Here is a 25598-nt window from a genome sequence, read left to right as displayed (position 1 = left end):
CAGCCGGAATCGACCCAAAGCGGCTCTTCGCCGAACTCGATTCCAAGCCACCAACGTGCCGGCCAGTTGACCACGCGCCGGAGGCGGTGTGCGCTATGGCAGCCGGCACACGGGCGTTGCGGCGGCGGCTTCTTCTTCCCCGGCCGCGCCGGCAGCAGCCGCCAATATGAAGGCCCACGGGCCTGCGATTCCGCGCCACCGCAGTGAAGGACCGACAGGACGTGGCGACGGTTTCATCGGCCAGCAGTCTGGCGCAGTGCGGCGCTGATGGCTGCACGCAGCTTCAATGGCGTCAGCGGCTTGCGAAGCAGGGGCGCACCGCAGGCCTGTGCGGCATCACGCAAGTCAGGCGTGGCATCGGCGCTGATCAGCAGCGCGGGGCTGGCGCTGCCACGCGCACGAAGCGCCAGCAGCCAAGCGCTGCCGCTCGCGCGGCCGAGGTGCTCGTCGATTAGAAGCAGGTCGTGGCCGGTGACCGGCGGTGCGGCTGCGTCGACCAGGCGGGTGGCCGACTCGACGTCGCGTGCAGTGTCCACTTCGGCGCCCCAGGCGCGCAGCAGCCGCGCGCAGGCGTCGAGAACCTCTGGCTCGTCGTCCACCAGAAGCAGCCGGCGGCCGGCCAGTGCTCCGGGTGGGGCTGCTGAGATTGCTGCGACGTCGGGCTCCGCGCCTGCGGCGACCGGCAGTTGCAGCGCGAAGACGCTGCCCCGCCCCGGGCGCGAGGCAACGCGCACGCGGTGGCCAAGGCTACCGGCCAGGGCGCGGACGATGGCCAGGCCCAGGCCCACTCCGTCGGCATGGTGGGCATCGCGCACATAGGGCTCGAAGATCCGTTCGCGCTGTGCGCGGGCGATGCCGGGGCCGCTGTCGAGTACCTGGATTTCCACCTCGCCCGCCCGGCGCACCGCGCGCAGCGCCACCCAGCCTTGAGCGGTGTAGCGTAGGGCGTTGGCAAGCAGATTGCGCACGATGCGTTCGACCAGCAGCGGGTCGCTGACCACGGACAACCGGGGCGACACACGCACCACCAAACGCAGTCCGCTGCGCCCGGCCTGCAGGGCTGCTTCTTCGCCAAGCCGTTGCAGCAAGGGCGCCACATCGAAGTTGCGCAGCGCGGGTTGCAGGTGGCCGCTTTCGAGCCGGCCGAGGTCGAGCAGGGCGTCGAACATCGCATGCAGCGCGGCCACGGACTGCTGCAGCTGAGTGGTGAATGTGCCGTCTCGTGCCACGGCAGGCTGCGCGGCCAGCAGACCGAGTGACAGGCCGAGCGCGTGCAGTGGCTGCCGCAGGTCGTGGCTAGCGGCTTGCAGAAAGGCGCTGCGCGCGCTGGCCGTGGCCTGTGCCTGTCGGCGTTGCTCCCGCTCGAGGGCCACCGCGACCTGCTGAGCAACGAGTCTCCCGCCCAGCCGCGCCACCTGCTGACCACGTGCCAGCGCGGCGAACAGGTAGACGGCGAGCAGCCCGGTCAACAGCGCGCCACCGAGCAGGGCCGCTAGCGGCAGCAGCCACGGCATCCAAGCCGAGCCTTCGGCTGGGCTGAACAGGCCGACCCAGTGGCGGTCGGCCACGCGGAACTCGTGCACGTAGGCCTCTGGCGCGTTTTCGCGTGCGCTGGCGAAGTCGCCCGCACCCTCGCCGTTCCCATCTGCCGCCGTTGCCGCCCCCAGCGTGAACAGGCGCTGCTCGACTGCCGGTGCGTCCAGGTCGAACAGGGCGACATAGGCGGTATCGGCCTGCGCTCGCGGGAAGATGCGGCGCAGCAAGGCGCTGACGTTGAAGACGCCGAAGGCCAGCCCGGCCAGCTGCTGGCCCGGTGCCGGAACGCCGTCTGGCCAGACGGGCTGGAAGACCTGGATCACGGTGTCGCCATCGGCGCCCCAGGCATCGGAGCGGCGGGCCTTACTGGCGGCGACGCGGCCACTGGCCAGCGCGTTGGCAATCGCCTGGGCACGCGACGGCAGCGACGGCAGGTTGAGCCCCGGCGTGACGTCACCGCCCTGCAGGGCGGTGAGATACTGCGCCGCGTAGCAGTCGTTGCAGCGCGCGACGATGCGGCGCAGGCCGTGCCCCGTGGCCTCGAAAATGGCTTCTGGCCGACCGCTGCGCTCGCGCAGACCCGCCTCGAAGTCCGGGCGTTCGGCCTCGCCGATGCGCGGCGCCCAGCCGAGCGCCACCGTGCCCTCGTGGAAGGCCGCATCGGAGCGCACGAACCGTTCGAACTGGCGTTCATCGAGCGCGCCGCCGGCATCGTGGAAGGCCTTCACCGAGGTCAGCGATTCGAGCGCGAGTTGCAATGCCAGTTCGAGCTGACGCACCTGAGTGGCCGCCTGCTGCGCAAGGTGCAGGCGTTCGCGTTCGGCGCGATCGATCGCCAGCGCCCGGGTGCCGAGCACGCTGAGCGCCAAGCCGAGCAGCAGCACGACCGCCGCTGCTAGCAACGGCCAGCCCGAAGCCTGCGGGTTTGTGTCGGCGCCGCCTATGGCCGAAGGCATATGGCCGCCCTGGGCGGCTGCCTCAAGAATCGCCTCGGCTCTGCGAGGCCCGGGCCACCACCTTTCCCACCACGACAACGGAGACTCCCTTCATGCACAACCCGCACCGATCCATTCTCGCCGCCCCACGCCGTTTGGCTGCCATCGCCCTGGTTGCGGCAGCGGGCGCCGCCCAGGCCGGCGGCAGCCTGAGCGTGAGCCGTGAAGTCGAGGTCGATGCGGCACCCGCCACGGTGTGGAAGCTGGTCGGCAACTTCAACCACTTGGACGTCTGGCACCCGGCAGTGGTGGCGAGCACGCAGAAGGGCGGGATCCGCACGCTGACACTGGCTGGCGGCGGCGGCACCATCGTCGAAAAGCGAACGGCCCTGAGCGACTCGAAGATGAGCTACAGCTACGTCATCCAGAGCGGCCCGCTGCCGGTGCAACAGTACGCCTCGACGCTGACCGTGATGACGGGTGCTGCCGGCAAGAGCATCGTCAGCTGGACCGGCACCTTCAATGCCAAGGGAGCCCCCGACGACAAGGCCAAGGAAGTGATCCAAGGCGTGTACGACGCCGGGCTCGCGCGCGTGGCGGCGAACTTCAAGAAATGAGCCTGCGTTCGGCCGCGACAATGGGCACATGCACATCATCGTGGCCGACGACCATCCGCTGTTCCGCGACGCCCTCGTGCGCCTGGTGCAGCAGGTGGCGCCTGCCGCCGAGGTCCTTGAAGCCGCCAACGCCGCCGAAGTGACCGCGGCGCTCGCGCAGGCCCCCGACGCCGAACTGCTGCTGCTCGACCTGCGCATGCCCGGTGCCCAGGGCGCCGCCTCGGTGGCGCGATGGCGGGCGGAGCACCCGGGCGTGCCCATCGTAGTGGTGAGCGGGTCGCAAAGTGCGATCGAAGCGCGCGAGGTGCTGGCCGCGGGTGCGCACGGCTGCCTGCGCAAGTCCACCCCTCCCGAACTGATGCTCGACGTGCTGGCGGGGCTGCTCGACGGCAGCGGCATCGACCACCCGGCGCTGACCTCCAGCGCCGAAACGCCCCCGGTGGCCGCCGCGCCGGCCGGGTTGACGCCGCGCCAGGCCGAGGTGCTGGTCTGGCTGGGCACGGGCGCATCGAACAAGTACATCGCGCGTGCTCTCGGCCTGGCCGAGGGAACCGTCAAGCTGCACGTCGCGGCCGTTCTCCATGTCCTGGACGCGCGCAACCGCACGGAAGCGGTGGCGCGGGCGCGTGAGATGGGCCTGACCTGAGTCTCGCCGATCCCGCGCGGTGGCATTCGGCAAGGCCCCGCGGACGCAAGTGCAGCAACACTGCCAGCATGCCCGTCGCGGGCCTGCGGATGGGACCAATCCGTAAGCTCGCCACCGTTCTTGCACCGGCGGTTCTGGGCGGCGTGTCGCGCGCAGCCTGAGAGTTCAACGTCACGCAGTCGGCGGTGCCCGTCCATCTCACGCGCGGCAAGAAGCGGCTGGCATTCCACCGCTAACGCGCAGTGAGCGCGGCTTCGAACTCGCCCCAGGCGGGAAGGACCATGGAACATTGTTTGGACAGCCATGCATCGGCATTTTTCGGCCAGTAGCAAGCGACCGGAAAGCTGCCTTTGATGACGGACCGTTAGTGGCCGGGACTACCAGTTCGTGGACGCCGCCGACAGTGGCCGCTCGACCAGCCCCCTGCTGAACGGCCGGTCTTCGCGGTGCTGACCTCACGATCACGACCCAATCCAGTCTGTCGAGGAGTTGAGAAGCAGTCGCTGCCGACGGCGGCGACCGATGAAGATGCCCTGCGTTTCGGTGCCAGTCAGCGTCTTGCGGCCCGCGCGGACGAGCCTTTATCGGTGGGGATGCACCACAGATTCCACCCACCTGAAGTTTCACTTGGCACCCCCGCTGGCCTTCGACACGTAGAGCGCCAGCGCCGCAATCTCTGCTTCGGTGAGCTTGTCCTTGTACGAGGGCATCTGGCCCAGCCCGTTGCGCAGCGCCTTCGCCACGCGCGCAGCGTCGGGCTTCAACTCGTCCAGCACCGGGCCGACGGCGCCCTCGGCGCCCGCGGCCTGCAAGGTGTGGCAAACGGCGCACGACGGGACGACGCCTTGCAGGAACAGCTTCTTCCCTAGCGCGAGTTGCGCGCTGTCGTCGGCCGCCAGCGCGGGTAGAACGGGCAGCGCCAGGCCGGCGACGAGCACCGACGCGACCCTCATTGCATGCAACATGAAGCGCTGCTGGATGGTGCTGCGCATGATCAGGCCACCGTCACTTTCACGGCGTGGTCGGCCCAGCTCGTGTTGTTGTAGCCGCCGGCGTTTTCCATCCGCTGTTCGGGCTGCACGTTGCCGGCCGTGTCGGTGGCGCGGCTGGCCAGCGTGTGGCTGCCAGCGGGCAGCTTCGCGGCCAGCACGAACTGTCGCCAGGCATAGCGGCCCAGGTCGGGCCCGGTGAGCCGCGCGTCGTTCCAGGTCTTGCCGCCGTCCAGCGACACCTCGACGCGCTTGATGCCGTTCAGCCCGCCGAAGGCCACGCCTTGCACCTGCACCAGGCCGGCCTTGACGCTGGATGCATCAGGCGCCGGCGAGTTGATCCACGACTTGACCGACATCTCCTGCACCGACGGCTGGCTCGGGTCGCCCTTGCCGCCCGGCGGCGAGATGCGGTAGCCGTGCGACATGATCTTCGCCTCGGTTTCCTTGGCCGTGAAGGCCAGGCGCTTGATGTACTTGATGTTGTTCACGCCGGTGTAGCCGGGCACGATCAGGCGCAGCGGCCCGCCGTGGGCCAGCGAGATCGGCACGCCGTTCATCTCCCAGGCCAGCAGCGCGTCGGCCATCGCGGCGGCCGGCACCGAGCGCTCGACGATGATGCTCAGCGGGTCCAGGCCTTCGGGCAGCTTCTCGCCGCCGGTGCCGGTCAGGTAACCGGCGCCCGGCACGACGCCGCCCAGCGCTTCGGCCACCACGCGCACCGGAACGCCGGTCCACATCACGCAACCCGCCGCGCCCACCTGCCAGGGTGTGCCACTGGGCTTGCTGGGGAAGTAGCCGCGACCATTGCCCGAGCACTGCAGCACCATCGCGGTCGTCTCCACGCCCATCGTCTTCAGCTCGCGCAGCGTCAGCGTGCGCGGCGCCTTCACGCCTTCGATGGCCACCTGCCAGGCGTCGCGGTCGGCGACGATGGACGCGTCGGGCGCCGGCAGGTTGTTGCGGATGTAGAGCTGCTCGCCCGGCGTGATGACCCCGCTGCCGAAGGCTGCGCGCTTGGTCTCGATGGTGGTGCTGCTGTGCACGATGACGCTGGCCGGGTCTTTCCACGCCACGTAGGCGGGCAGCGGCTTGGGCGTGGCGCTGGCCACTGGGGTTTCGCCAGCCGCGGCGGCACCGCGCGTGAAAGTGGCCAGGCCGGCCGCGGCCAGGGCGCTGGCGCTGCCGGCCAGCATCTGGCGCCGCGGCAGCGAGTTCAAGGTCTTGTTCATCGGGTCTCCTTGGGGGTCGGTGTGGAATTCGGTGGGGACATGTCGGTGGCTGGACCGAACTGGCTTTGCGCCACGGCCAGGGCCTGCTTCTTCTGCGCCACCAGCACCAGCGGCTTGCCGTCGCGCGAGGTGATGACTTTCCAGTGCACGTTGCCCCACCAGCCGCTGCCCTCCGTCAGTGCCACCGCCTTGTCGAAGGCGAACACGGTGACCATGCCGCCCTTCTCGAAGAAGGTGGTGAGGTGGTAGACGAGGTGGCCGTCGATGTCGCAAGGCCGCATCAGCTGCGGGAAGCCGGGCACCACCTGTTGGCCGGCCAGCCCCAGGTGCTGCAGCAAGGGCGCGCTGGCCATGAAGGTGCCGCGCAGCGTGCGCTCGAAGTATTCGTGTTCGATGGCGCCGCGCACGAGTTCTGGCGGGCGCATGGCCAGCACGGCGCCGGTGCCGCTGCCTGCCAGCAGCAGGCCCAGCACGGCGCGCTGGAAGCTGCGCCGCGCCATTAGCGGCTGCGCCTTGCGGTACAAGTGCGGCGGGGCGTCGATGGGCTCGAAGGCCAGCGCCAGTTCGGCGCGCGTGCGCAAGTCGAACGCGCTGTCGGGCAACTCGGGCGGCCGGAGTTCGCGCTTCATGACGGGGTCTTCCGCAAGGGCGTGACCTGGGCGCCGCCGGGTGCCCGCACTGGCACGCCCATCACCTGCTTCAGCGCGTCGCGCGCGCGAGCCAGGCGCGACAGCACGGTGCCGGGCGCAATCTCCAGCGCCTCGGCCATCTGCGCGGTGGGCATGTCGTCGAAATAGAACAGCACCAGCACCTCGCGGTGGATGGGCGCCAGCCGCGCGAGCGCCTTGACCACGTCCAGCTTGTCGTCCAGCCCGGCGTCGGGGGCGGCCTGCTCGGGCTGCTCGTCGTCGTCCAGCGACTGCATGCCCGGCGCGGCCTGGCGGAAGGCGGCGCGCCGCATGATCTGGAACAGCCAGGCCCGCGCCAAGGCCGCATCGCGCAACTGCTCGCGGTGCTTCCAGGCGTTGGCAAAACAGTCCTGCACCACGTCTTCGGCGATGGCACGCGAGCCTGTCAGCGCCCAGGCGCTGCGCAGCAGGAAGCGGTAATGGTCCCGCACCCATTGGTTGTAGCGGGACTCGGCAGACTGGAACAGCATGGTGATCAAGAGCGGACAGCGCTGCGGTTCATTCCATCGCCATCGTCAGTGCTTACCCTCAGGCTGGGCATCACGGCCCGCGCGTGCCACCCAGCGATGGAAATTCGGCTGCCGAACCCGCGCTAGAGCGCTGCTGCAAGGCCGCCAGCCGCCGCGTCATGCTCTCGATCTCGATGGTCTGGCCGGCGATGATCTCCTCCGCCAGTTGCCGCGTGGCCGGGTCGCGGCCGTGCTGCAGCACCAGCCGCGCCATGTCGACGGCGCCGGCGTGGTGCGGAATCATCATCGCCAGGAAGTCGATGTCGGCCTGGCCCACGAAGCCCGGGCCGTGCATGTCTTGCATCATGCGGGCCATCGAAGCGTCCATCTCGCGCTCGAAGGCACTGACTCCATGTTGGGCGTGTCCGCCCCTCATGCCCTTCATGCCCTTCATGCAGTCTGCCCCTTGGCACCCACGCGCACGTAGACCAGGTTGATGCTCTTCTTGTTGCGCAGCGCTCCGGAAGGCAGGGTCAGGTTGCCCAGCGGAATCTGCGCGATGAAGACCGGCTTCAGCGGGTCGCTGACGTCGAAGGCGCTGCACACCGTCTGGCCGGCGTTGGGCGTGCCGGGCAGTTCGTCCTGCTCGTGCGCCACGTAGAGCAGCGTGTTCTCGGGGTTGGTCCACAGCCCGTGCGATTCGCGGCCGTGGCTGAAGAAGGTGCCGACCACCTTGCGCTGGCCGCTGGCTGCGCTGCGGTCGATGATGGCGATGGGGCTGGAGGCGACGCCGCCGGGGCCCCGTCGTCGATGCGCGCCAGGCTGGCATAGACCACGCTGCCGCGCGCGTTGCTGACGAACTCGACGTGGTTGGGCCGCGCGCCCATGCCCAGCGGCACGCTGTCAATGAGGTCGAAACCGCCCCGCGTCGAGCGAGAAGACAGCGCATCGGCCAGCTTGTGCGAGAACCACACCTCGGCGCCGTCGGGCGTGGTCTTCATGAAGGGCGTGAAGCCGGGCTTGTCCTGCGCACTGATGTCCAGTGTCGTCACGCGCTGCGGCTGGCTGTGGCCATCGGCGCCCGGGTTGACACGGAACACGTCGACCTGCGACACCTTCTGGCTGGCCACGAAGGCCAGCGTGCCTTCGCGGTTGAACCATACCTGGGCCGGGCCGTTGATCGTCGGCAGGAACTGGCGGATGGCCGTCGAACCTGTGTTGTCGGTGCCCTTCAACTGACGCAGGGCGAGTTCGACGTTGACGATGGCGATGCGGTCTTCCCCGCGCAGCGTCACCCAAAGCTCCTTGCCGTTGCGCGTGAAGGTGGGCTCGTGCGGTTCGCGGCCCAGCAGCAGCCCGCTGCTCAGGCGTTCGGGGTTGGTCGTCATGCCAGCGGCCGGGTTGGGCGTGTTGCCGATGACGCGGCGCTGCTCGGCGTCGACGAGGTAGATGTTGCTCGAGCCGCGCCCGCTGGTGGCCAGCAGCCGGCCGTCGGGCGACGGCACCGCGCCGTGGGCGTCGATGCAGCGTGGTACAGCGGCTTGTGGATCATCGCCGCGTGCGTCGGCGCCACGCCGGCGGTGACATAGCGGAAGGGCGGCCGCGGGTCTTCGTCGAAGCTGGTCAGGTTGATGGTGCTCTCGACGGTGTTGGTCCTGGGGTCGATCACGACCAGCGTGTTGGAGTCTTCGTTGGTGATGAAGACGCGGTCGCGCGGGTCGATGCCGGTGGCGGCGGCGGCGCTGGACGGCGCCTGGGCTTGCGCTGCGGGCAGCGCGCTGGCGGCTGCGGCGGCCAGCGAGTATTTGAGGATGTCGCGACGTTGGGTGGTCATGGGTGCTTTCTTTGTTCAGTGCAAAGGTGGACTGGGGCCTGTGACGCGCGACCTTGCACCCAACGAAGGGCTGTGTCGGTGCGTCAGGCGCTCGCAGCAAAGAGCGCGCTTCAGGCCAATTCATTCCATGGCGGTGCAAACCGCCTGCGCTGCGGGACTTGCCGTGGCCTTCAGCGCGGTGCGCCCAGCTGTTGGTAGACCTCGGCCGACACCCGCGCCAGCACGCTGCGGTCGGCGTCGGACGACAGCGCATAGCCGAAGGGCCCGTCGACCCAATAGAACACGTTGACGGCGCCTTCCTGCGCGAAGCGGAAGGCGGTGTCAGCGTTCTTCGCACCCGGTTTCGCATCCGGTTTCGCGGCCCCGCCCGAGCCCGCGGCGCTGCCGACGTCGGCCACGTCATTGGACACGTACAGCGTCAGCTTGCTGCCCTGCTGGTTGCGGTACATGAACTGAGCCACCGGCCCCTGGCCACCTGGCAGCAGGCGCCCACCTTCCAGCGTGTAGCCCTGCGCCTGCAGGTGCGGCGGTTTCATCGGCGCGCCCATGCGCTTGGACAGCCAGGCCACGAGCTGGTCTTCGTGCGCGGCGTCCACTTCCACGGGCCGGCGCACATCGGGGCTGTAGACCGCGTGCGCGACGGCGGCACGCTGCGCGAAGCCACCCGCAGACACCAAAGTCAAACCACCTGGGGCCGGTTGCACAGCCGCCATGCGGGCGGCATCGTCACCGGCTGTTCCAGGTCCGACGCCGCGCAGCCCCCAGCCCGTGGCGCCGCTGATGACGGCGATAGCCAGCCCGGCGGCCAAGCGCTGCAGGTACCAAGGCGTCGGCGATACGGCGCGCGGGCGCGCCGACTTCAGCAGGCGTTGCGGCGGCTGCTCGTCCAGCACGGGGTCGAACAGGGCGTGCAGCTCGCGCTTCTGCGCACGGTAGGCCTCGACGCGCTGCGCATCGTCGGGGCGCGCGGCCAGGTAGGCGGCGATCTCGGCCTCACGCTCTGCGGGCAGACGGCCATCGACAAACGCATGCAGCTCGGCCTCGGTGACCGGGGGGGTGGGCGGGAGGGTGGGCGGCGATGGGCGATCGGTACTCATAGGGTGCTTCGCAATGCATTCATTTGACGACCTTCAGCCGCACGGGTTCGGCACGACCTTCCATCAGGCCGCGCAGGCGCTCACGGCCGCGCGACAAGCGCGACATCACCGTGCCGATGGGAATGCCCAGGGCCTGCGCCACGTCGGCATAGGCCATGTCTTCCAGCGCCACCAGCAGCAGCACTTCCTTCTGCTCGACGGGCAGCAGGTCCAGCGCGGCCTGCAGGTCCAGCACCGCCAACCTGTCGCCTTGCGTCGGCATCACCGGCACCTCGGGGGTGTCATCGTCCATGGTCACGGTGTGCAGCCTGGGCCGGCGCACGCCATCGACGTGCAGGTTGTGCATGATGCTGAAGAGCCAGGCGCGCATGTCCGCCACGCCGCCCCACAGGCCCGACTTGGCCCAGGCCCGCTCCAGCGTGTCCTGCACCAGGTCGTCGGCGTCGTCACGGTTGTTCACCAGCGCCCGGGAATAGCGGCGCAGGCGCGGCACCCAGCTCAGCAGTTGATGGTCGTCGTTCATCAAGATGTTGAAGATGGGGTGAGCCCGCGCGAAGCTGGGTGTGCAGGCGGGTGTACAGGCGTCATTCCTTGATGATGTGCCAGACCTGTTTGAAGTTGTCGCCGCTGCGGTCGCCGGCCTTCTGGTCGGCCTTGTAGGTGTACACCGGCTTGCCCTTGTAGGCCCACTGGCGTGACCCATCGTCGCGAGTGACGATGCTGTAGGCACCCGTGGTCCGGTCGGTGGCGGTGGCCATCATCGGCGGCCAGAGCGCGGCGCAGCCGCCGTTGCAGGCGCTCTTGCCGCTGTTCGCCACGTCCTGGTCGAAGGTGTAGAGGGTCATGCCAGCGGGTGTGACGAGCGCGCCGCCAGACAACATGGCGGGCGCCTTGGCAGGCGGCTCGACCATGTTGGCACAGCCGGCAGTGACCAAAAAAGTTGCCGCAGATGCGGCGATGGCGAGGGTTTTGAACATGGGAAGCTCCGTGGAGGTGGTGGCGGATCGGGCAGCGTGGGTGAGATGTTGCTCACATCGGGGCAGACGGCACGCTCAGGCCTTTTATTCCGCAGGCGTGAAAAAGATGGGGTGTTGGTTGTGCAGGGTGGCAGGCTGCCGCTGCCCTGTGCGTCCAGCGCGGCTCCATGGTCGGAGCCGCGCGGCCTCGTTCTCAGGGTGCGGGCGTCAGGTTTTGGCCGTTCTCGACCGGGCTGATGCCCACGACGTGGCTGACGCTGCGGGTGCGGTTGGCGTTGTCGGTGACCCGGGCGGTGATCGTGACCGAACGCTTGCCCGCAGGCATCAGGAGCGATCCCCCCACCACCCAATCGGCCGTCGTCACGACATAGCCGTCAGCGTCCAGCTCGCTGCCGGCAACGTTGAAGATCGGCGCCAGGTTCGAGCCCGCCGGCACCACGTTGCCGTTGGGCTGACGCAAGGGCACGTCGAAGGTCACGTTCAGACCCGGGAAATTGCGGTTCGTGCCGTTGCTGGGATGCGTGATCGGGTTCTGGATCTGGCTGCCATCCAGGATGGTTCCCAACACCGAGCGGGCCGCCGTGCCTTGGCCGTTTTCGCTGACGCCGATGCCGTGACGCGAGCGGTCCAGCGCCGCCACTTGAATGAAGAACAGCGATGCATTCGCAGGCGGCGTCGGATTGCCGGTTTGCGGCCCGGGTGACACACGCGACGGCACGCGGGGCGCGATCATCGTCACCTCCGGTCCGTCCGCGTCGTCGATGCCGTCATCGAACACATCGATCGGAAGGGGCGTCAGTGCCTGCCCCGATGTGATACCGCCGCGCAGCACCGCCATCGAGACCCTGTCGAAGCCGATGCGACCGGCGGTGTCGACCACGGCGGTGGTGATGTTGAAGCGGCTCGTGTCGAGCGGCAGCGATTCAAGCACGTGCCAGCCCAGCCACAGCGTCACGCCCGCGCCGGGCGTGTCGTCGGTGCCCAGGATGTTGAAGAGGTTCGCCAGGTTGGTGTTCTTCGGGATCACGCCACCGTCGGGCTTGACGAGGTCGGTGTCGAGGAAGACATAGAGGCCCGGAATGTTCGGGTTGACCTGGCCGAGAAGCGCGGTGTTTCTGATGTTGAGCGATTCTTTCGCGGCGATCGGTGTCGCGTCGCGCGTGACGACCTCGATGTGTTGACGATCACTGAAAACTGACCCACCTGAGGGCATCGCGATCGTCGAAAGCTGACCCACGCAAACACACTGCCCTGCTCGATGGACGAGCGGGGAGAGCCAGGAGTGATCAGCGTGGCGATGTTGGCCAAGATCAGAAGGATGCACCTGCGAGATGGCCTGTCCATCCGCGAGGTGGCGCGGCGCACGGGCTTGTCGAGGAACACCGTGCGGCAGTGGTTGCGCGAGGACGGCGTGACCGAGCCGAAGTACCCCGAGCGCCGTGCGACGAGCGCGCTCGACCCGTGGGCCGAGCACCTGGAGGCGGCGCTGCGTGCCGATGCGCACCGCCCGGTGCGCGAGCGGCGCACGGCCAAGGCCCTGTTCGAGCAGATCCGCGCGCTGGGCTACGCGGGCAGCTACCCGCGGGTGGTCGTGTGGGTGCGGCGCTGGCGTGAGCGGCAGGCCAGCGCGCCGCGGCGTGCGGCCTTCGTGCCGATGAGCTTCGAGCTGGGGGACGCCTTCCAGTTCGACTGGAGCTGCGAGTACGTCTTCGTGGGCGGACTGCGCCGGCGGCTCGAGGTGGCGCACACCAAGCTGGCGAGTTCGAGGGCCTTCTGGTTGACGGCCTACCCTGCGCAGAGCCACGAGATGCTGTTCGACGCGCACGCGCGGGCCTTCGAGGCGCTGGGTGGCGTGCCGCGCCGAGGCATCTACGACAACATGAAGACGGCGGTGGACCGTGTGGGCGTGGGCAAGGCGCGCTCGGTCAACGCGCGCTTCCAGGCCATGTGCTCGCACTACCTGTTCGAGCCCGAGTTCTGCAACCCGGGCAGTGGCTGGGAGAAGGGCGTGGTCGAGAAGAACGTGCAGGACCGACGGCGCCAGGTGTGGCGCGAGGCCGGCGAGCGGCGCTGGAGCGACCTGGCCACCTTGAACGCCTGGCTGGCCGAGCGCTGCCGTCAGTGCTGGGAGGAGACGGCTCACCCCGAGTGGTCCGCGCTGAGCGTGGCCGAGGTGCTGCAAGACGAGCGCACGCGGCTCATGCCGTGCCCCAGGCCCTTCGACGGCTACGTCGAGCAGCCCGTGCGCGTGTCGGCGACGGCGCTGGTGCACTTCCAGCGCAACCGCTACAGCGTGCCGACCCGCCACGTCAACGAGGTGCTCAGCCTGCGCGCCTACCCCGAGGCCGTGGTGCTGGTGGCCGAGGGCGTGGCGGTAGCGCGCCATGCGCGCAGCTTCGAGCGGGAACTGACCTTCTACGACTGGCAGCACTACATTGCGCTGGTGCAGACCAAGCCCGGGGCGCTGCGCAACGGCGCGCCCTTCAAGGCCATGCCCGAGGTGCTGCAGACGCTGCAACGCCACCTGCTGCGCCATGCGGGCGGCGACCGGGTGATGGCGCAGGTGCTGGCCGCCGTGCCGGTGCACGGGCTGGAGGCCGTGCTGGTGGCCGCGGAGATCGCGCTGGAAGCCGGGCGGCCCAGTGCCGAGCATGTGCTCAACGTGCTAGCGCGGCTGCAGGACGGGGCGCCGGCGCTGCGCGAGCTGACGCAGCCGACGCCTGCCTTGCGGGAGGAGCCCCGCGCCGACGTGCAGCGCTACGACGCGCTGCGAGGTACACCGACAAGCCCCCAGGAGGCCCAGCCATGAGCACCGAGATCGTCACGCGCCTGAAGGCGCTCAAGCTGCACGGCATGGCCTCGAACTGGCCGGAGCTGGTGGCGCGCTGCCGGCATGCGGCGCTGGAGCCCGAGCAGCTCGTCGAGCAGTTGCTCGACGCCGAAGGGGCCGAGCGCAACGTGCGCTCCATCGCGTACCAGATGAGCGCAGCCCGGTTCCCGGCGCACCGCGACCTGGCAGGCTTCGACTTCGGCGCCAGCGCGGTCGACGAGGCGCTGGTGCGCAAGCTGCACACCACCGCCTTCACCGAGGCGGCGCACAACGTGGTGCTCATCGGCGGGCCGGGCACGGGCAAGACGCACCTGGCGACGGCACTCGGCATCGAGGCGATCCAGCGGCATGGCAAGCGGGTGCGCTTCCACTCGACGGTGGAGCTGGTCAACGCGCTGGAGGCCGAGAAGGCCGCGGGCCGGGCTGGGCAGATCGCGCACCGGCTGATGTACGTGGACATGCTCGTCCTCGACGAGCTGGGCTACCTGCCGTTCAGCCAGGCTGGAGGTGCCTTGCTGTTCCACCTGCTGAGCAAGCTCTACGAGCACACCAGCGTGGTCATCACGACCAACCTGAGCTTCGGGGAGTGGGCGAGCGTCTTCGGCGACGCGAAGATGACCACGGCCCTGCTGGACCGGCTGACGCACCACTGCCACATCGTCGAGAGCGGCAACGACTCCTGGCGCTTCAAGCACAGCAGCACGACTACGGCCGCGACCAGAACCCGGTCAACGACGCAACGCAGGAAAGGATCGAACCCAGACCCCAAAACCGCAGAGATATCCACAGACCAAGGCACCCTCGGGTAGCCTTCAGGGGTGGGTCAGTATTGAATGATCGCGGCGGGTCAGTTCTGGGCGATCGTCAACACTCGATGTTCAACACGAAGCCGGTGCCATTCACGCTGCCTGCGCCAATGCGGCCTTCGCCCGGCACGATCTGCGAATCCGCCAGCGGCGAGACGATGCGTGCGATCGGTGCGAGGTCGCCGCGTGCGCCCATGCCGTCCCGTATCTTGATGATGTTCGGATACGTCAGGGATTCAGCGCCGTCTGCAGCGTGGCCGGGCAGTGAAGCAAGGCCTGCCGCGGCCGCGAGGGCAGCATGCATCAGCACGGCCGAAAATTTGGAAAGCGGGTGTCGCATGGGGAACTCCTGGGGGGATGGGTGAGCAGTGGCTCGACCACTGCAAACGGGTAGACGCACGGGCGCTTGCGGGTATTGCGTTGTCGATACGCCGTGTGAACCGAGCCGGCATGCGCCTGCAGGCAGCGCCGTGCCAGCGTGCACTGGCATGAACAAGGCCGCCTTCGGCGCGGCGCTGGTGGATCAGTAGGTCGCGGTCTTGCCGGCGGTTTCGGCCGTGGCTGCCAGGGCGACGTTCAACTTGGGGTCGATCTGCCACGTTTCGCTGACGATCTTGCCTTCGCGGTAGGTCAGCACGTAGCGCACCTTGATGGGCATCTTGCCTTCGAAGACGACGTTGGCGGAGACCGTCGAGCCCTTGGGGTTGGCCGATTCTTCGATGGAGCCGATGGTGAGCTTCAGCGGGCCGACGGCCTTGCCGAACTTTTCCCAGGTGCCGCGGATGGCGTCGGTGGTGGCGTAGGTGCCGTCCAGCGGGCCGCCGACCCAGTTCAGCTGGGCCTGGTCGGCGTAGGCGCGCATCACGATCTGGGTGTCGCCCGAAGCGATGGCCTGGAAGTGCGTGCGGGCGTCGTCGGAAGGGGCGGCGAAGGCGCTGCCAGCGGCAAGCGTCAGGGCGGTGGCGGCAAAGGCGAATGTCTTGAACATGGAGGGCTCCGTTGAAGGCTTGATGTGAAGTGAGGGTGGTCGGTGGTGGATGAAGGGTCCATGAGGTCCCGACACAAGGGCAGACGGCGCCGGCAGGCGGTCTATTCCGGCCCACGCAAAAACTTTTTCTGTCACGCCATCGGCAGTTGACCCGCCCGACACGCTCCACCAATTGCTCCGATGAAGCGAACCCTGACCTTCCTGCTGCTGGCCAGCTTGTTCACCGCCGCGACCGGTGCGCTGGCGCAAGGCATCACCGACCCCATTGGCAACCTACTGCCCACGTACATCGGTCCGCAGAACGGCGACGTGGATGTGGCGAGCGCGTTCGCCGGCTACGACCCGGCCAGCGACACCTTCAGCTTCTCGGGCACCTTTGCCGACGCCCTCGGCACCACGGAGGGCGCCTTCTACTTGCGGGGCCTGGACCGCGGTGTCGGCACCGAAGGTTTCGTGAGCGGCAGCCCATCGGTCGGCCAGCGCATGAAGTTCGACGCCGCCGTGTTCCTGCGGCCCGACGGCATGGCTCGCGTGATCACCTTCGTGGGGTCGGTGGGCACGGGCGTCGAACTGGGGGCCGGTACCGGCACTATCGCCGGCGGCTGCGCGCCTCAGGGCGCCAGCCGCTGACCGTCTTGCGCAAACACCACCCCGCCGGCGTAGTGCGCGGCAATCGACGCCTTGACGGCATCACGCTGCGCGTCGAGCGCAGGTGACAGGTGGCTCAGCAGCAGCTGGCCGGCGCGCACCGCATCGGCCACTTCGCCGATGGCCTTGGGTGGCGTGTGCAAGGTGTACAGCACGTCGGGCGAGCCGGGTGGGTCGAGCACCACGCTGTTGAAGACCAGCAGGCTGGTGCCTTGGGCGATTCGCCGCAGACCCGCCAGCCCGCTGGCGTCGATGTCGCCGCTGAAGGTGATGCTCTTGCCGGCGTGGTCGATGCGGTAGACCACCGCCGGTGCGTCGCGGTGGTGGCCGGCCACGGAGCTGATGCGCAGGCCGCCCTCATCGAACACCGTGCGCACTTCGGGCAGGGCTGACGCCGTGGCGGGTGCGTCGATGTCGTTCACTTGAAAGCGCAGCGGCGTTGAGAAGTCCTTCAGGTAGCCGAAGGCGCCCTGCTTGCCGAACAAGAGGTCGATGAAGCGGCTGGTGGCCGGGAAGTCGGCATCGTCGGCATCGAGCGCACGCCGCCCTGCCGGCCCGAAGATCTTGAAATCGACCGGCCCGCGGTTGGACACCGCACGGGCCTTGAAGAGGCCTGGCAGTCCACCGGCATGGTCCACATGAAGGTGCGTCAGCAGCACGATGTCGGCCCGACCCAGCGCCAGCTTGGCTTCACCCAGGAGCACGAAAGATCCCGGGCCGGCGTCGACGAAAACACGCGCCACGCCATCCACCAACACCACGAAGGCCGAGCCCGCGCGGCCGGTGGCACCCGGGCCGCCCGAGCCCAGCACCACGAGTTCCAGCGCCGGCGGGGCGGCCGTCTGGGCCTGAGCTGCGAACGCGGCGGGCAGCGTGCACATGGCCAGACAAAGTGCCGCCAAGCGGCGCCGGCAGGGGTTGGCCAGAGTTTTCATTCGATCCTTTGTGCGGGCGGGGCGACAACGGGGCGAACCGGAAGCGGCAAGCCCCCGGCTCGGTCGTGCGGTGCGCCGGTTCTCTGACAGTTCCCGGTTTTCAGTACGCCGCCACCGCCTGCGCAGCGGCCACCGTGGCGACGATTCGCTGCCCGGCACGCTCGACCTTGGAGATGCTCAGGTCCTCGTTCAGCACGTAGGCCGTCTTGCCGTCGCGCGTGAACACGATGGCCTGGCGCGGCTGCTTGAAGCCGGCGATGGTGGCGACCACCTTCAACGTGGCCACGTCGATCACCGACACCGTGTTGTCGGCCAAGTTGCCCGAGTAGACGAAGCGGCCGTCGGGCGTGAGCGCGGCGCCGTAGGGGTCGCGGCCCACCGGCACGGTGCCGGTGACGCGGCGCGCGGCGATGTCCACCACCGCGATGTCGTTGCTGCCGCTGTTGGCCGCAAACAGGGTCTTGCCGTCGGCGGTGACGGAGATGGCGCGGATCTTGTTGAAGCCGGTGATCTCGCCCTCGATCTTGTCGGTCTGCGTGTCGACGATGGTCACCTTGTCGCCCAGGAAGTTGGTGACGTAGAGCTTCGCGCCGTCCGGGCTCAGGCGCACGCCCTGGCGCGGCTGCGCAAAGCCGGTGATCACCGCCTTGGCCTGCCCGCTGGCGGTGTCCAGTCGCGTCACCGTGCTGCTGGCCTGGTTGTTGACATACAGCGCGCTGCCGTCCTTGCTGAGCGCGGTGCCGAAGGCGCCGGGGCCGGCCGCCAGCGTCGACGCGGTGGCCAGCGGCTTGAGCGTGGTGGTGTCCAGGCGCGTCACCGTGCCCAGGCTGCTGTCGGAGACATAGAAGCTCTTGCCGTCGGGCGCGAACACGATGTTGCGCGGCGTGACGTAGCCGCGCAGCACACCGCGCACGGCACCGGTGGCCAGGTCGTAGACGATGACGTCCGGGCGCTCGCTGTAAGACACCACGGCGGTGGCCTCGTCGGGGCTCAGCGCCAGCGAGTTGTTGCGGATCTGGCCGTCGAAGGTGACGCGGGCCGGGGTGGCTTCGGCGCCGTTGGCGGCGTTGGCGGGCACGCTGGCGGCGACGAGGACGAAGGTGCTGCACCAGGCCAGCGCGGTGGTGCGGAAGAAGGTATTCATGGGATGTCTTTCGGAGAGTGTTGAGAAAAGAGGGAAAGGCTTGCTGTGGTGGACGAGGAGAGCCCGTGGTTTATTCCGTCGGGCCGTGAATTCGAGGCTTCAGCCGAGCAGGGCCGGTACCCAGCGGTTGATCAAGGCACCGCCGACGATGAGCCAGCCGAACAGGATCAGCGCCAGCAACAGCGGCTTGGCACCGGCCTTGCGGATGGCGCCGATGTGCGTGGACAGGCCGAGTGCGGCCATGGCCATGGCCAGCAGCGCGGTGTCGATCTCGGTGGTCACCGCCACCACCGAGGCCGGCAGCCACTGCAGCGAGTTGAACAACACCACCGCGACGAAGCCGAAGGCGAACCAGGGCACGGCGAGCTTGCCTGGGGCCTGGCCCGTGGCGGCGGAAGTGTGGGCGTGGCGTTTGTCGTCACGTGCCAGCCAGGCCGACAACATCACCAGGAACGGCGCCAGCATCATCACCCGCACCATCTTCGCGATGACGGCCGAGTTGGCCGCGTCCGGGCCCACCGAACGCGCCGCGGCCACCACCTGGGCTACCTCGTGGATGGTCGAGCCGGCGTAGATGCCGAAGCCGTTGGCGCCACCCGGAATCAGCGCCCAGTGCTGGTTCAGCTCGAACAGCGCCGGGTACAGAAAGATCGCCAGAGTGCCGAACACCACCACCGTGGCCACCGCCACCGTTACCTGCTCGGCGCGCGCCTTGACCACCGGTTCGGCAGCCATCACCGCGGCGGCGCCGCAGATGGAACTGCCGGCGCCGATCAGCATCGCCGTCTTGCGGTCCAGGCCCAACCAGCGCGTGCCGATGAAGCAGGCCAGCGCGAAGGTCGAGCCCAGCACCAGCGCGTCGATGGCGACGCCGGCGATGCCGACGTGGCCGATGTCCTGCACCGTCAGCCGCAGGCCGTACAGCACGACCCCCAGGCGCAGCAGGTTCTGCTTGGACACGTTGACGCCGGCACCGCTGGCCGCGGCCAGGCGCGGCACCAGCGGATAGACCGTGTTGCCCACCAGCATGCCCAACACGATGGCCAGCGTCAGCGCACTGAAGCCGTGGTGCTGCAGCCAGCCGATGTGGCCCAGCGCGATGCCGGTCGCGGCCAGGGCGCCGCTCAAGGCCAGGCCGGGCAGCAGGGCTGCCAACTGCAAGCGCAACCGCGCTGCCCGGTGGCCGGCTGACGGGCCAGGGCTGGCTTGTGAGGTCGACAGCGCGTGCATCACGCCAGCACCCAGATCAAGGCGATGCCGGCGCACAGCAGCACGGCCGCCATCGGCACTGCGACCGGCATCCAGCGCAGCACCTGCGGGTCGATGCTGCTGTCGGCGGCCAAGGTGGTCGAGACGGCATGGGCCACGTCGCGGGTCGGCCCCATGAAGCCCGCCACTGGCCGCCGGGCAGCAACCCATTGAAGGGCATGCAGCGCCTGTGGGGCCAGCGGGCCGGGTGCTGCGGGGCGTGGGGTTGTTCGTTCAAGGGTCAGCATGTCGGGCTCCAGATGCCGGTGGTGGCGCGGCGGGCCGCCGCCCCGTGATCGAGCGGCCAGGCAAATTTAGAGCTTGGCAATCAACCCGTCCAACGGGTTGTATGACTAAGATGTACCTGCGAAATCGATAACAAAGGCAATCACCGTGGACGTGCTTCGACTCACCCTGCGTCAGCTGCAGATTTTTGTCGCCGTGGCGCGCAGCGGCAGCACCACGGCGGCCAGCGCTGAGATAGCGCTGTCGCAATCGGCCACCAGTTCGGCCGTCAACGAGCTGGAACGCCTGCTGTCGCTGCGCCTGTTCGACCGCGCCGGCAAACGCCTGCTGTTGAACGACAACGGCCGCGCGCTGTTGCCGCGGGCTTTGGCTTTGCTCGACGGCGCCGCAGGCATCGAGCAGATGTCGCGCGACGGCAGCGCGCAGGCGCAGTCGCTGCGCATCGGCGCCAGCACGACGATTGGCAACTACGTGTTGCCCAAGCTGCTCGCTGGCTTCATGGGGCACAGCAGCCCGGCAGCGCCGCCGCCTGGCGGTCGAAGGTCGTTATCGGGAACACCGCCGCCATCTGCGATGCCGTGACCGCTTTCGAACTCGACGTGGGGCTGATCGAGGGGCCCAGCCACCAGCCGGAGCTGGTGGTCACCCCCTGGCTGCAAGACGAGATGGTGGTCGTGGCTGCGCCCGACAGTGCGCTGGCCCGGTCGAGTACGGCAGGCGAGCGCATTCCCCTGCGCACGCTGCGTGAGGCGGTCTGGCTGGTTCGCGAAACGGGCTCTGGCACGCGCGAGGCCACCGACCAGAGCTTGCTGCCCCACCTGCGTTCTTACCGGCGCAGCATCGAGCTAGGCAGTTCGGAAGCCATCCAGCGTGCCGCTCAGGAAGGGTTGGGGGTGGCTTGCCTGTCCGCCTGGGTAGTGAACGATGCGCTGGAAGCTGGACGTCTGTGCCGCGTCTCCACGACATTGCCGCGGCAGCTTCGGCAATGTCATCTGGTTGTGCATCGTGAGAAGCAGTCGACGCCCGCGTTGCTGGCGTTCATCGCCCAGGCAGATGCGACCGCTGGGGCTGCCCGCTAACGTCCCGGCCCCGCTTCGCATGTCGAAGGTTCAGCCCTCGGCGACACGCGATTACCCTTCAGCTAGGCGCCGACGCCCGCTCCGCCCACCTGCCCATTGATCGAAGCTTTGATGCAATGAGCTGGTCTGGGTAATCGACGTCCGCTTCCGGACGCACCACCCAACGGCTGCTTGTGGCCGGCTGCCGATAGCCAGGAGCGCCTGCTGCCCGGCAGGCTACTTCACGCCGCCGCGGCCGGGTTTGCTCCCACCGAGGAGGGCACGGCTGCGAGCACGAAATGTCGCCGCCTCGCGCGAGAACGGCGGGGCCATGGCAGTGTGTCGATCGTCGCGCGAGCAGCGCTGGGTCGCACCTGACCTATCCTCCGACGCATTCGCCCCAACCTGAAAGCTGGCACATGGCAACCAAGAAGAGCGGACCGACCCTTGCTGCATTGAACGCGCAGATTGCTGCGCTGCAGGCGCAGGCCGATGCACTGCGCAAGAAGGAGATCGCAGAGGTCGTCGCCAAGATCAAGGACGCGATCTCGCACTACGGCCTGACGGCCGCCGACCTTGGTCTTGCAACGGGTGCCCGCAAGAATGCGAAGTTGCCCGCAGCGGGCGGCGACAAGCCGGCCAGCAAACAGCGCAAGAAGGCCGGACCAAAGCCAGCGGCGAAGACTGTGAAGTTCAAGGACGACCAAGGCAACACCTGGGGTGGCATGGGCAAGCGGCCGGCATGGTTCAAGGCTGCTTTGGCTTCAGGCAAGACACCCGAGGAACTGCTGGCAAAGAGCTGAGCCAGGCGCAGCGGCAACGGGTGCCACCTTTTGGGGGGTGCCTCTCACCCGTTCGTGCGGGGGCCCGTATCGGGTGATGGCCTGTGAGCAGGACATCGCTGACCATTCGTGCAGTCAGCAACGAGCGGTCAAGGTCTCACCATGAAGGCAGCCGAACTTCGCGCAGTCACCATGCGCCTCGATGTACTCGGGGACATCATGGTCGAACTGGTGGCCGCGTTGCCACCGGACCGTGCAGCGGGCTTCGCCGCGGCGCTGGGCAATCGCCTCAACGGCCGCATCTGCGACATGGAAATCGACGAACGCAGCGACAACGCGATGGTGTCGGATCTTGCGCCCGTCTTCGCGGCATTGAACCAGCGGCCCCACGAGACTCAGTTGACCTGACGCGACACGTCGCAGGCCAGTTGCTTGTCGAAGGCCAGTGCCTGAGATCAACACCGCCTCGTCTGAAGTATCAATGTGTTGAAGGTCGAAAGTCGGTAGCGACCGACCGACTCGACGCGGATCGTTGCCTGTCCTCGCGCGCGAAGGCTTCGCGCCCGCTGCAAGACTGCTGCAGCATCGGCCCGGGACATTTCCACGGCAAGACCTCGCGATCATTGAAGGCGCTCCAGTTGTCCGGATGCGATGCGACCGGAATCGGCTTGTCTTGGTAATTCACCCGTGCTTCTCCCTTGAATGCTGTCGCAGCGTGCATATCGCGCCCACCGTGGACAAGCCACCCACCCACAGGGCGAGCCTGTGGATGGCCTCTGCGAGGTGCGTGCCTGTGACCACCGCTCCCCGACCACCGCCTACGGCCTGACGCGCTTCGCTTGCCGAGCAGCCGTCTTTGTTGGTGTTGATGCAATGCCAGACAAGAGCAAACGCTGCGCTTCCGTCTGCGAGACCGGCGTGCTTGCCGTCTTGCCCAAAGGCCCAGCGCCTCCAGCTGCGGGGCATGGGCCCGCGCCCTCGGGGCGGAGCCAGAAGAGAGCGGTGCGGCCAGACAACGCGCTCCCAATCACGACACCCGTCCTTGTCTGTTGACGATGGCGATGAAGCTGGCCACCCGGTCCGGGTTGCAGCTCCAGCCCTTGCTCACCGCGACCCACAAGACGCCACCACGTGCCGCCGCCGTCGCTCGTACCGGATCGCGGTGATACCTGCGTACACCTGCCGTCTCAGACATGAAGCGCCGGGTCTTCGTTGGATACAGGATGTCGGTCATGGTGCCTCGGGTCGGTCAGACGATGTATGCGGGCGCGGCCTGGTCAGGGTCGAAAGGTCCGGCCAGCAGTTCCTTGGTTTCGTCGTCGTAGACCTCGACCCAAAGCCCTCGCTGCAAAAAGGCGCGCGCGGCCCGATTGGCGGAGGTGCGGCATGTGTGAAGCTCGCGATCAATCAGCTCGTCGTGCTCGCGTTGGTGCTGGGTCGCCGGATCGGTGTTGCCGGCCTCCACGACAAACCGGCGGTCGCCGGCCACGCAGCGTGTGTCCATCATTGCGGTGTTCATGGCGGCCAGGTGGGTCAGATCAAACGCAGTGCGCGAAGCCAGGAGGGCACGCCATCAGGCCCGGTGCCATCGGGCTCCACACGGTGGCCTGTCGGCGTTTCACAGATGCCGTCTTCGCTCCATGCCATCAGGTCCTGCATGCTGGGCAGCTCGTCAACGTCGAGTTGCCAGCGGGCCAGGTTGCTGAGCGCGGCCTGCTTGTTGACCATCCACTGCGCGAGCGGCACGTCGCCCTTCTTGCGCGACAGCACTTTCCACTCGTCATTGACCTGACGGCAGAGAGTCACGCCGTTCGACCTCACAGAAATCAGGGCAGCACGCGCGAGTGAGAAGTAGCGATGCAGCTCCGAACCGTTGGCATCCAGTTCGCTCCGCCTGTGGCTCTCACCCCCTGCCTGTTGGCCAGCCTCGGGGCCGAGGAACAGCGGATCGGTGGTGTCGTTGATGGGGTGGTTGGACTGTGCGTTCATGCTGGTGGCCTCGTGTGGTGGTTGAAATCTGCCCGTCGGTTTCGCCTCGACGCATGAACAGCGGAAGCCAGGCAGGACACAAGGGCACGACCACAAGCCGCAGCTCGAAGCGCAGCAAAGCGAAGTGCAGAGACCGGGTGAGGACCGTGGGCGCAGCCTTCACCCTTGGGTCGTGACTGGATGCCGCTATGCGTCGGAAAGAGGCGAACCGACAGGCAGATCAGCCACCCCGAGCCACCGAACGCACAGGCCGGCTCACCACCCCATCAACGACACGCGCGAAGCTTCCCAGCTGAGCGATCTCCCGCCGCTCTGCGGCGCACTTCAACGTTGCGGCAGCGCAGGAAATGCGATTTCTGCCTGTCAGAATGGAACGCAAGCCCTCCGGGCAATCCAATACCCTTGATCAAAACCATGAACAGCGAAGACTTTGCAGACTCCGGTGCATTGATCTGCGGATCGGTCTACTTGCTTGTGGGAAGGGGTGAGTGCTACGCCTGCAAGAGATCCACTCGCTTGTTTGCGTTCATGGTGCTCCCGCCTTTTGAACTCGTCGGCGATCAGGACGAAGCCATGGATGACGAGGGATCGTTGTTGAAGGAAGTTGTCGACATGCCGGCGTCGCTGAGGTCAGTCGTGGCTCAGGTCACCAACGGCAAATGGCGCGAGGACTTCAGTAGGACAGCGGACCAAACCTACTGGATGAACCACTGCGAATGGTGCGATGCCAAGCAGGGTGACTTCTTCGTGCAGGGAGCAGATGGGCCGTTCTGGCCGTATTCCGAGGAGGGGCTCGCGGCAATCGAGGCAACGAAGATTGAAGGGCCACACACCTTTGCTGCTGCTGAGACCAGCTACTCGGGTGCGATGGCGGACTGGCGCGATCGGCGCCACGGTGTGGTGCGTCCGCCAGTCAAGCCGCGGCGCAGCGCAAAGCGCAAGTAGGTGATCGACTGCGATCGCATTCTGCGCAGCTACGGGGACGGCGCGTGAGACGGGGCCATACCTCGGCCGGATGCGCGTTGGCGGCGTTTGACCGGGACATGCCGGTGAGCGACTGGATCGGGTTCGAGCGGTACAGGCCCCTCTCTTGATCGCCGTGCCCGACGATATTTTGCGTAAAGATGTGAGGCCCGCATTCACCGCTCACTCTGTGAATTCATAGCCTGAGCGGGCCGCAGGCCGTTTTGTCGTCGAAGCAGGGCACGGCCGGGCGCGCAAAGTGTTACGCCGCCCGGCGGAATCGACCCCTGCAGGGGGTAGAACGGGTTGATCTCAACTCGCCATACCCCAGGGAAATAAATGAAACGTAGAGCGCTGCTCGGTTCGATGGCCCTTGCCGCCCTTCCGAGCATGGCATCGGTACCTCAACCCAAAGTACTCCTCACGGTGAGTGGCCGCATCGGTCGGATCAACAACGACACAACGGACACCTTCGACTTCACCGAAGCCGAATTTCTGAAGCTGGGTACGACCAGCATTACGACAGGTACACCGTGGACGCCGACCTCGGTGTTTGCCGGGCCCCTGCTGCTCGATGTCATGCGAGCCGCCGGCGTCACGTCCGGCAAGCTGGTGCTCAAGACCCTCGATGACTACTCGGCCCCGATCCCCTGGGACGACCTCGTCCGCTATGGCGTGATCCTGGCGCACAGTCAGGACGGTCAGCGCTTGAGCAACAAGCGCTGGGGCCCGTTGTGGACAATCTACCCTCGCGACCAGAATCCGGCCGCGCTGAAGGGTCCCATAGCGGAATCGAGGTTCATCTGGCAAGTCGACAGGATCGAAGCGGGCGGTTGAGTGAAGGGGCGGAGCGCCGGGACGCGGCGCAGCCTTCTGTCGAACCCGGGCGGCTTGATCGGCGTTCGGGTGACCGACCGTCCGCGAAAGGCATGGGCTGGTGGCCATTGCTGGTGTTGGTGG

At 67.8% G+C, this 25598-nt stretch carries 33 protein-coding genes; 11 read left to right on the top strand and 22 right to left on the bottom strand.

Features of this window, described 5'->3' with window-relative positions:
- Positions 1-233 precede the first annotated feature (233 nt).
- Positions 234-2420: an ATP-binding protein gene (locus x551_RS23285; protein ID WP_051495647.1), complete on the bottom strand. Its 2187-nt coding sequence runs from the start codon at positions 2418-2420 to the stop codon at positions 234-236.
- A 164-nt stretch (positions 2421-2584) separates the two neighbouring features.
- On the opposite strand from x551_RS23285, the gene x551_RS04135 reads away from it, so the two are divergent.
- Entirely contained in the window at positions 2585-3088 is a 504-nt protein-coding gene (locus x551_RS04135; RefSeq protein WP_031943588.1) for an SRPBCC family protein, read from the top strand.
- 28 nt (positions 3089-3116) lie between these two features.
- Complete coding sequence (locus tag x551_RS04130; protein WP_031943587.1) at positions 3117-3734, top strand: response regulator transcription factor; 618 nt, start codon at positions 3117-3119, stop codon at positions 3732-3734.
- 623 nt (positions 3735-4357) lie between these two features.
- On the opposite strand, the gene x551_RS04125 is transcribed toward x551_RS04130, so the two are convergent.
- The 12 genes from x551_RS04125 to x551_RS04080 all read right to left on the bottom strand — a co-directional run bounded on the left by x551_RS04125 (position 4358) and on the right by x551_RS04080 (position 12238).
- Positions 4358-4726: a cytochrome c gene (locus x551_RS04125; protein ID WP_031943586.1), complete on the bottom strand. Its 369-nt coding sequence runs from the start codon at positions 4724-4726 to the stop codon at positions 4358-4360.
- A gap of 2 nt (positions 4727-4728) precedes the next feature.
- Positions 4729-5955 (bottom strand): sulfite oxidase, encoded by a 1227-nt coding sequence (locus x551_RS04120; protein ID WP_004306455.1) that lies wholly within the window; start codon positions 5953-5955, stop codon positions 4729-4731.
- The gene (locus tag x551_RS04115; protein WP_004306457.1) at positions 5952-6584 is read right to left on the bottom strand and encodes a hypothetical protein; all 633 of its coding nucleotides are present in this window, start codon (positions 6582-6584) and stop codon (positions 5952-5954) included. Before x551_RS04115 ends, x551_RS04120 begins: the two co-directional genes overlap by 4 nt.
- Positions 6581-7114: a sigma-70 family RNA polymerase sigma factor gene (locus x551_RS04110; protein ID WP_031943585.1), complete on the bottom strand. Its 534-nt coding sequence runs from the start codon at positions 7112-7114 to the stop codon at positions 6581-6583. Before x551_RS04110 ends, x551_RS04115 begins: the two co-directional genes overlap by 4 nt.
- A gap of 70 nt (positions 7115-7184) precedes the next feature.
- Positions 7185-7547: a DUF305 domain-containing protein gene (locus x551_RS04105; protein ID WP_004306461.1), complete on the bottom strand. Its 363-nt coding sequence runs from the start codon at positions 7545-7547 to the stop codon at positions 7185-7187.
- The gene (locus x551_RS26890) at positions 7544-7699 is read right to left on the bottom strand and encodes a hypothetical protein (RefSeq protein ID WP_253950295.1); all 156 of its coding nucleotides are present in this window, start codon (positions 7697-7699) and stop codon (positions 7544-7546) included. Before x551_RS26890 ends, x551_RS04105 begins: the two co-directional genes overlap by 4 nt.
- Positions 7666-8481: a beta-propeller fold lactonase family protein gene (locus x551_RS26885; RefSeq protein WP_253950296.1), complete on the bottom strand. Its 816-nt coding sequence runs from the start codon at positions 8479-8481 to the stop codon at positions 7666-7668. Before x551_RS26885 ends, x551_RS26890 begins: the two co-directional genes overlap by 34 nt.
- The gene (locus x551_RS26880; protein ID WP_231497587.1) at positions 8478-8927 is read right to left on the bottom strand and encodes a twin-arginine translocation signal domain-containing protein; all 450 of its coding nucleotides are present in this window, start codon (positions 8925-8927) and stop codon (positions 8478-8480) included. Before x551_RS26880 ends, x551_RS26885 begins: the two co-directional genes overlap by 4 nt.
- Before the next feature lie 170 nt (positions 8928-9097).
- Positions 9098-10024, bottom strand: coding sequence for an anti-sigma factor (locus x551_RS04095; RefSeq protein WP_004306465.1), 927 nt, complete (start codon positions 10022-10024; stop codon positions 9098-9100).
- 19 nt (positions 10025-10043) lie between these two features.
- The gene (locus x551_RS04090; RefSeq protein ID WP_031943581.1) at positions 10044-10547 is read right to left on the bottom strand and encodes a sigma-70 family RNA polymerase sigma factor; all 504 of its coding nucleotides are present in this window, start codon (positions 10545-10547) and stop codon (positions 10044-10046) included.
- 61 nt (positions 10548-10608) lie between these two features.
- Positions 10609-10935 (bottom strand): hypothetical protein, encoded by a 327-nt coding sequence (locus x551_RS04085; RefSeq protein WP_051495650.1) that lies wholly within the window; start codon positions 10933-10935, stop codon positions 10609-10611.
- Between the two features lie 259 nt (positions 10936-11194).
- Positions 11195-12238, bottom strand: a complete 1044-nt coding sequence (locus tag x551_RS04080; RefSeq protein WP_179943630.1) for a hypothetical protein — start codon at positions 12236-12238, stop codon at positions 11195-11197.
- 54 nt (positions 12239-12292) lie between these two features.
- On the opposite strand from x551_RS04080, the gene istA reads away from it, so the two are divergent.
- Both istA and istB read left to right on the top strand, forming a co-directional pair.
- Positions 12293-13810 carry an IS21 family transposase gene (gene istA, locus x551_RS04075; protein WP_051495651.1) on the top strand — a complete coding sequence of 506 codons (1518 nt, stop codon included), beginning with the start codon at positions 12293-12295 and terminating at the stop codon, positions 13808-13810.
- Complete coding sequence (istB, locus tag x551_RS04070) at positions 13807-14640, top strand: IS21-like element helper ATPase IstB (RefSeq protein ID WP_036231463.1); 834 nt, start codon at positions 13807-13809, stop codon at positions 14638-14640. Before istA ends, istB begins: the two co-directional genes overlap by 4 nt.
- A gap of 55 nt (positions 14641-14695) precedes the next feature.
- Here the strand turns inward: istB and x551_RS04065 are convergent, their stop codons facing one another.
- Both x551_RS04065 and x551_RS04060 read right to left on the bottom strand, forming a co-directional pair.
- The gene (locus x551_RS04065; protein WP_031943574.1) at positions 14696-14977 is read right to left on the bottom strand and encodes a hypothetical protein; all 282 of its coding nucleotides are present in this window, start codon (positions 14975-14977) and stop codon (positions 14696-14698) included.
- A 183-nt stretch (positions 14978-15160) separates the two neighbouring features.
- Positions 15161-15625 (bottom strand): nuclear transport factor 2 family protein, encoded by a 465-nt coding sequence (locus x551_RS04060; RefSeq protein WP_004306473.1) that lies wholly within the window; start codon positions 15623-15625, stop codon positions 15161-15163.
- A gap of 180 nt (positions 15626-15805) precedes the next feature.
- On the opposite strand from x551_RS04060, the gene x551_RS04055 reads away from it, so the two are divergent.
- A complete protein-coding gene (locus x551_RS04055) occupies positions 15806-16255 on the top strand; it encodes a hypothetical protein (RefSeq protein WP_031943573.1) in 450 nt (149 codons plus the stop codon).
- Here the strand turns inward: x551_RS04055 and x551_RS04050 are convergent.
- The 4 genes from x551_RS04050 to x551_RS24970 all read right to left on the bottom strand — a co-directional run bounded on the left by x551_RS04050 (position 16237) and on the right by x551_RS24970 (position 19848).
- A complete protein-coding gene (locus x551_RS04050; protein ID WP_036231467.1) occupies positions 16237-17154 on the bottom strand; it encodes an MBL fold metallo-hydrolase in 918 nt (305 codons plus the stop codon). The two genes, x551_RS04055 and x551_RS04050, sit on opposite strands and share 19 nt — an antisense overlap.
- A gap of 154 nt (positions 17155-17308) precedes the next feature.
- A complete protein-coding gene (locus x551_RS04045) occupies positions 17309-18352 on the bottom strand; it encodes a beta-propeller fold lactonase family protein (protein WP_031943571.1) in 1044 nt (347 codons plus the stop codon).
- A gap of 99 nt (positions 18353-18451) precedes the next feature.
- Complete coding sequence (locus x551_RS04040) at positions 18452-19519, bottom strand: YeiH family protein (RefSeq protein ID WP_036231469.1); 1068 nt, start codon at positions 19517-19519, stop codon at positions 18452-18454.
- A 62-nt stretch (positions 19520-19581) separates the two neighbouring features.
- A complete protein-coding gene (locus tag x551_RS24970) occupies positions 19582-19848 on the bottom strand; it encodes a hypothetical protein (protein WP_031943569.1) in 267 nt (88 codons plus the stop codon).
- A gap of 193 nt (positions 19849-20041) precedes the next feature.
- On the opposite strand from x551_RS24970, the gene x551_RS26875 reads away from it, so the two are divergent.
- From x551_RS26875 to x551_RS04025, 4 genes are all read left to right on the top strand, one after another.
- Positions 20042-20428 (top strand): LysR family transcriptional regulator, encoded by a 387-nt coding sequence (locus x551_RS26875; protein WP_253950294.1) that lies wholly within the window; start codon positions 20042-20044, stop codon positions 20426-20428.
- Positions 20425-20925, top strand: coding sequence for a LysR substrate-binding domain-containing protein (locus x551_RS26870; protein ID WP_253950293.1), 501 nt, complete (start codon positions 20425-20427; stop codon positions 20923-20925). The genes x551_RS26875 and x551_RS26870 overlap by 4 nt, the downstream gene beginning before the upstream one ends.
- A 398-nt stretch (positions 20926-21323) precedes the next feature.
- Positions 21324-21707 carry an H-NS histone family protein gene (locus x551_RS04030; RefSeq protein ID WP_036247643.1) on the top strand — a complete coding sequence of 128 codons (384 nt, stop codon included), beginning with the start codon at positions 21324-21326 and terminating at the stop codon, positions 21705-21707.
- 141 nt (positions 21708-21848) lie between these two features.
- Positions 21849-22094: a hypothetical protein gene (locus tag x551_RS04025; RefSeq protein ID WP_036247640.1), complete on the top strand. Its 246-nt coding sequence runs from the start codon at positions 21849-21851 to the stop codon at positions 22092-22094.
- A 619-nt stretch (positions 22095-22713) separates the two neighbouring features.
- Here x551_RS04025 and x551_RS24965 read toward each other — a convergent pair.
- From x551_RS24965 to x551_RS04015, 3 genes are read right to left on the bottom strand one after another with little or no spacing between them, the layout of a single operon-like run.
- A complete protein-coding gene (locus x551_RS24965) occupies positions 22714-22920 on the bottom strand; it encodes a hypothetical protein (protein ID WP_031943566.1) in 207 nt (68 codons plus the stop codon).
- A 15-nt stretch (positions 22921-22935) separates the two neighbouring features.
- Positions 22936-23205: a hypothetical protein gene (locus x551_RS04020; protein ID WP_031943565.1), complete on the bottom strand. Its 270-nt coding sequence runs from the start codon at positions 23203-23205 to the stop codon at positions 22936-22938.
- 14 nt (positions 23206-23219) lie between these two features.
- Positions 23220-23675, bottom strand: a complete 456-nt coding sequence (locus x551_RS04015) for a hypothetical protein (RefSeq protein ID WP_031943564.1) — start codon at positions 23673-23675, stop codon at positions 23220-23222.
- Between the two features lie 414 nt (positions 23676-24089).
- Here x551_RS04015 and x551_RS23280 point away from each other — a divergent pair, with 414 nt between their 5' ends.
- Complete coding sequence (locus x551_RS23280; RefSeq protein ID WP_031943563.1) at positions 24090-24620, top strand: hypothetical protein; 531 nt, start codon at positions 24090-24092, stop codon at positions 24618-24620.
- Positions 24621-25064: 444 nt separating this feature from the next.
- Positions 25065-25475, top strand: a complete 411-nt coding sequence (locus x551_RS04005) for a molybdopterin-dependent oxidoreductase (protein ID WP_051511833.1) — start codon at positions 25065-25067, stop codon at positions 25473-25475.
- The last annotated feature ends 123 nt before the right edge of the window (positions 25476-25598 follow it).

Source organism: Methylibium sp. T29, from assembly GCF_000576205.1.
Lineage (GTDB): Bacteria > Pseudomonadota > Gammaproteobacteria > Burkholderiales > Burkholderiaceae_C > Methylibium > Methylibium petroleiphilum.
Note: the sequence above shows the minus strand (reverse complement) of the source record. Positions and strands in the feature narration are given on the sequence as shown.

Bases quoted from the DNA above. Each gene is read 5' to 3' on its own strand.
- x551_RS04135 (WP_031943588.1), top strand. From the start codon at position 2,585: ATGCACAACCCGCACCGATCCATTCTCGCCGCCCCACGCCGTTTGGCT.
- x551_RS04130 (WP_031943587.1), top strand. From the start codon at position 3,117: ATGCACATCATCGTGGCCGACGACCATCCGCTGTTCCGCGACGCCCTC.
- x551_RS04125 (WP_031943586.1), bottom strand. From the start codon at position 4,726: ATGCGCAGCACCATCCAGCAGCGCTTCATGTTGCATGCAATGAGGGTC.
- x551_RS04120 (WP_004306455.1), bottom strand. From the start codon at position 5,955: ATGAACAAGACCTTGAACTCGCTGCCGCGGCGCCAGATGCTGGCCGGC.
- x551_RS04115 (WP_004306457.1), bottom strand. From the start codon at position 6,584: ATGAAGCGCGAACTCCGGCCGCCCGAGTTGCCCGACAGCGCGTTCGAC.
- x551_RS04110 (WP_031943585.1), bottom strand. From the start codon at position 7,114: ATGCTGTTCCAGTCTGCCGAGTCCCGCTACAACCAATGGGTGCGGGAC.
- x551_RS04105 (WP_004306461.1), bottom strand. From the start codon at position 7,547: ATGAAGGGCATGAAGGGCATGAGGGGCGGACACGCCCAACATGGAGTC.
- x551_RS26885 (WP_253950296.1), bottom strand. From the start codon at position 8,481: ATGACGACCAACCCCGAACGCCTGAGCAGCGGGCTGCTGCTGGGCCGC.
- x551_RS26880 (WP_231497587.1), bottom strand. From the start codon at position 8,927: ATGACCACCCAACGTCGCGACATCCTCAAATACTCGCTGGCCGCCGCA.
- x551_RS04095 (WP_004306465.1), bottom strand. From the start codon at position 10,024: ATGAGTACCGATCGCCCATCGCCGCCCACCCTCCCGCCCACCCCCCCG.
- x551_RS04090 (WP_031943581.1), bottom strand. From the start codon at position 10,547: ATGAACGACGACCATCAACTGCTGAGCTGGGTGCCGCGCCTGCGCCGC.
- x551_RS04085 (WP_051495650.1), bottom strand. From the start codon at position 10,935: ATGGTCGAGCCGCCTGCCAAGGCGCCCGCCATGTTGTCTGGCGGCGCG.
- istB (WP_036231463.1), top strand. From the start codon at position 13,807: ATGAGCACCGAGATCGTCACGCGCCTGAAGGCGCTCAAGCTGCACGGC.
- x551_RS04065 (WP_031943574.1), bottom strand. From the start codon at position 14,977: ATGCGACACCCGCTTTCCAAATTTTCGGCCGTGCTGATGCATGCTGCC.
- x551_RS04060 (WP_004306473.1), bottom strand. From the start codon at position 15,625: ATGTTCAAGACATTCGCCTTTGCCGCCACCGCCCTGACGCTTGCCGCT.
- x551_RS04055 (WP_031943573.1), top strand. From the start codon at position 15,806: ATGAAGCGAACCCTGACCTTCCTGCTGCTGGCCAGCTTGTTCACCGCC.
- x551_RS04050 (WP_036231467.1), bottom strand. From the start codon at position 17,154: ATGTGCACGCTGCCCGCCGCGTTCGCAGCTCAGGCCCAGACGGCCGCC.
- x551_RS04045 (WP_031943571.1), bottom strand. From the start codon at position 18,352: ATGAATACCTTCTTCCGCACCACCGCGCTGGCCTGGTGCAGCACCTTC.
- x551_RS24970 (WP_031943569.1), bottom strand. From the start codon at position 19,848: ATGCTGACCCTTGAACGAACAACCCCACGCCCCGCAGCACCCGGCCCG.
- x551_RS04030 (WP_036247643.1), top strand. From the start codon at position 21,324: ATGGCAACCAAGAAGAGCGGACCGACCCTTGCTGCATTGAACGCGCAG.
- x551_RS04025 (WP_036247640.1), top strand. From the start codon at position 21,849: ATGAAGGCAGCCGAACTTCGCGCAGTCACCATGCGCCTCGATGTACTC.
- x551_RS24965 (WP_031943566.1), bottom strand. From the start codon at position 22,920: ATGACCGACATCCTGTATCCAACGAAGACCCGGCGCTTCATGTCTGAG.
- x551_RS04020 (WP_031943565.1), bottom strand. From the start codon at position 23,205: ATGAACACCGCAATGATGGACACACGCTGCGTGGCCGGCGACCGCCGG.
- x551_RS04015 (WP_031943564.1), bottom strand. From the start codon at position 23,675: ATGAACGCACAGTCCAACCACCCCATCAACGACACCACCGATCCGCTG.
- x551_RS23280 (WP_031943563.1), top strand. From the start codon at position 24,090: ATGAACAGCGAAGACTTTGCAGACTCCGGTGCATTGATCTGCGGATCG.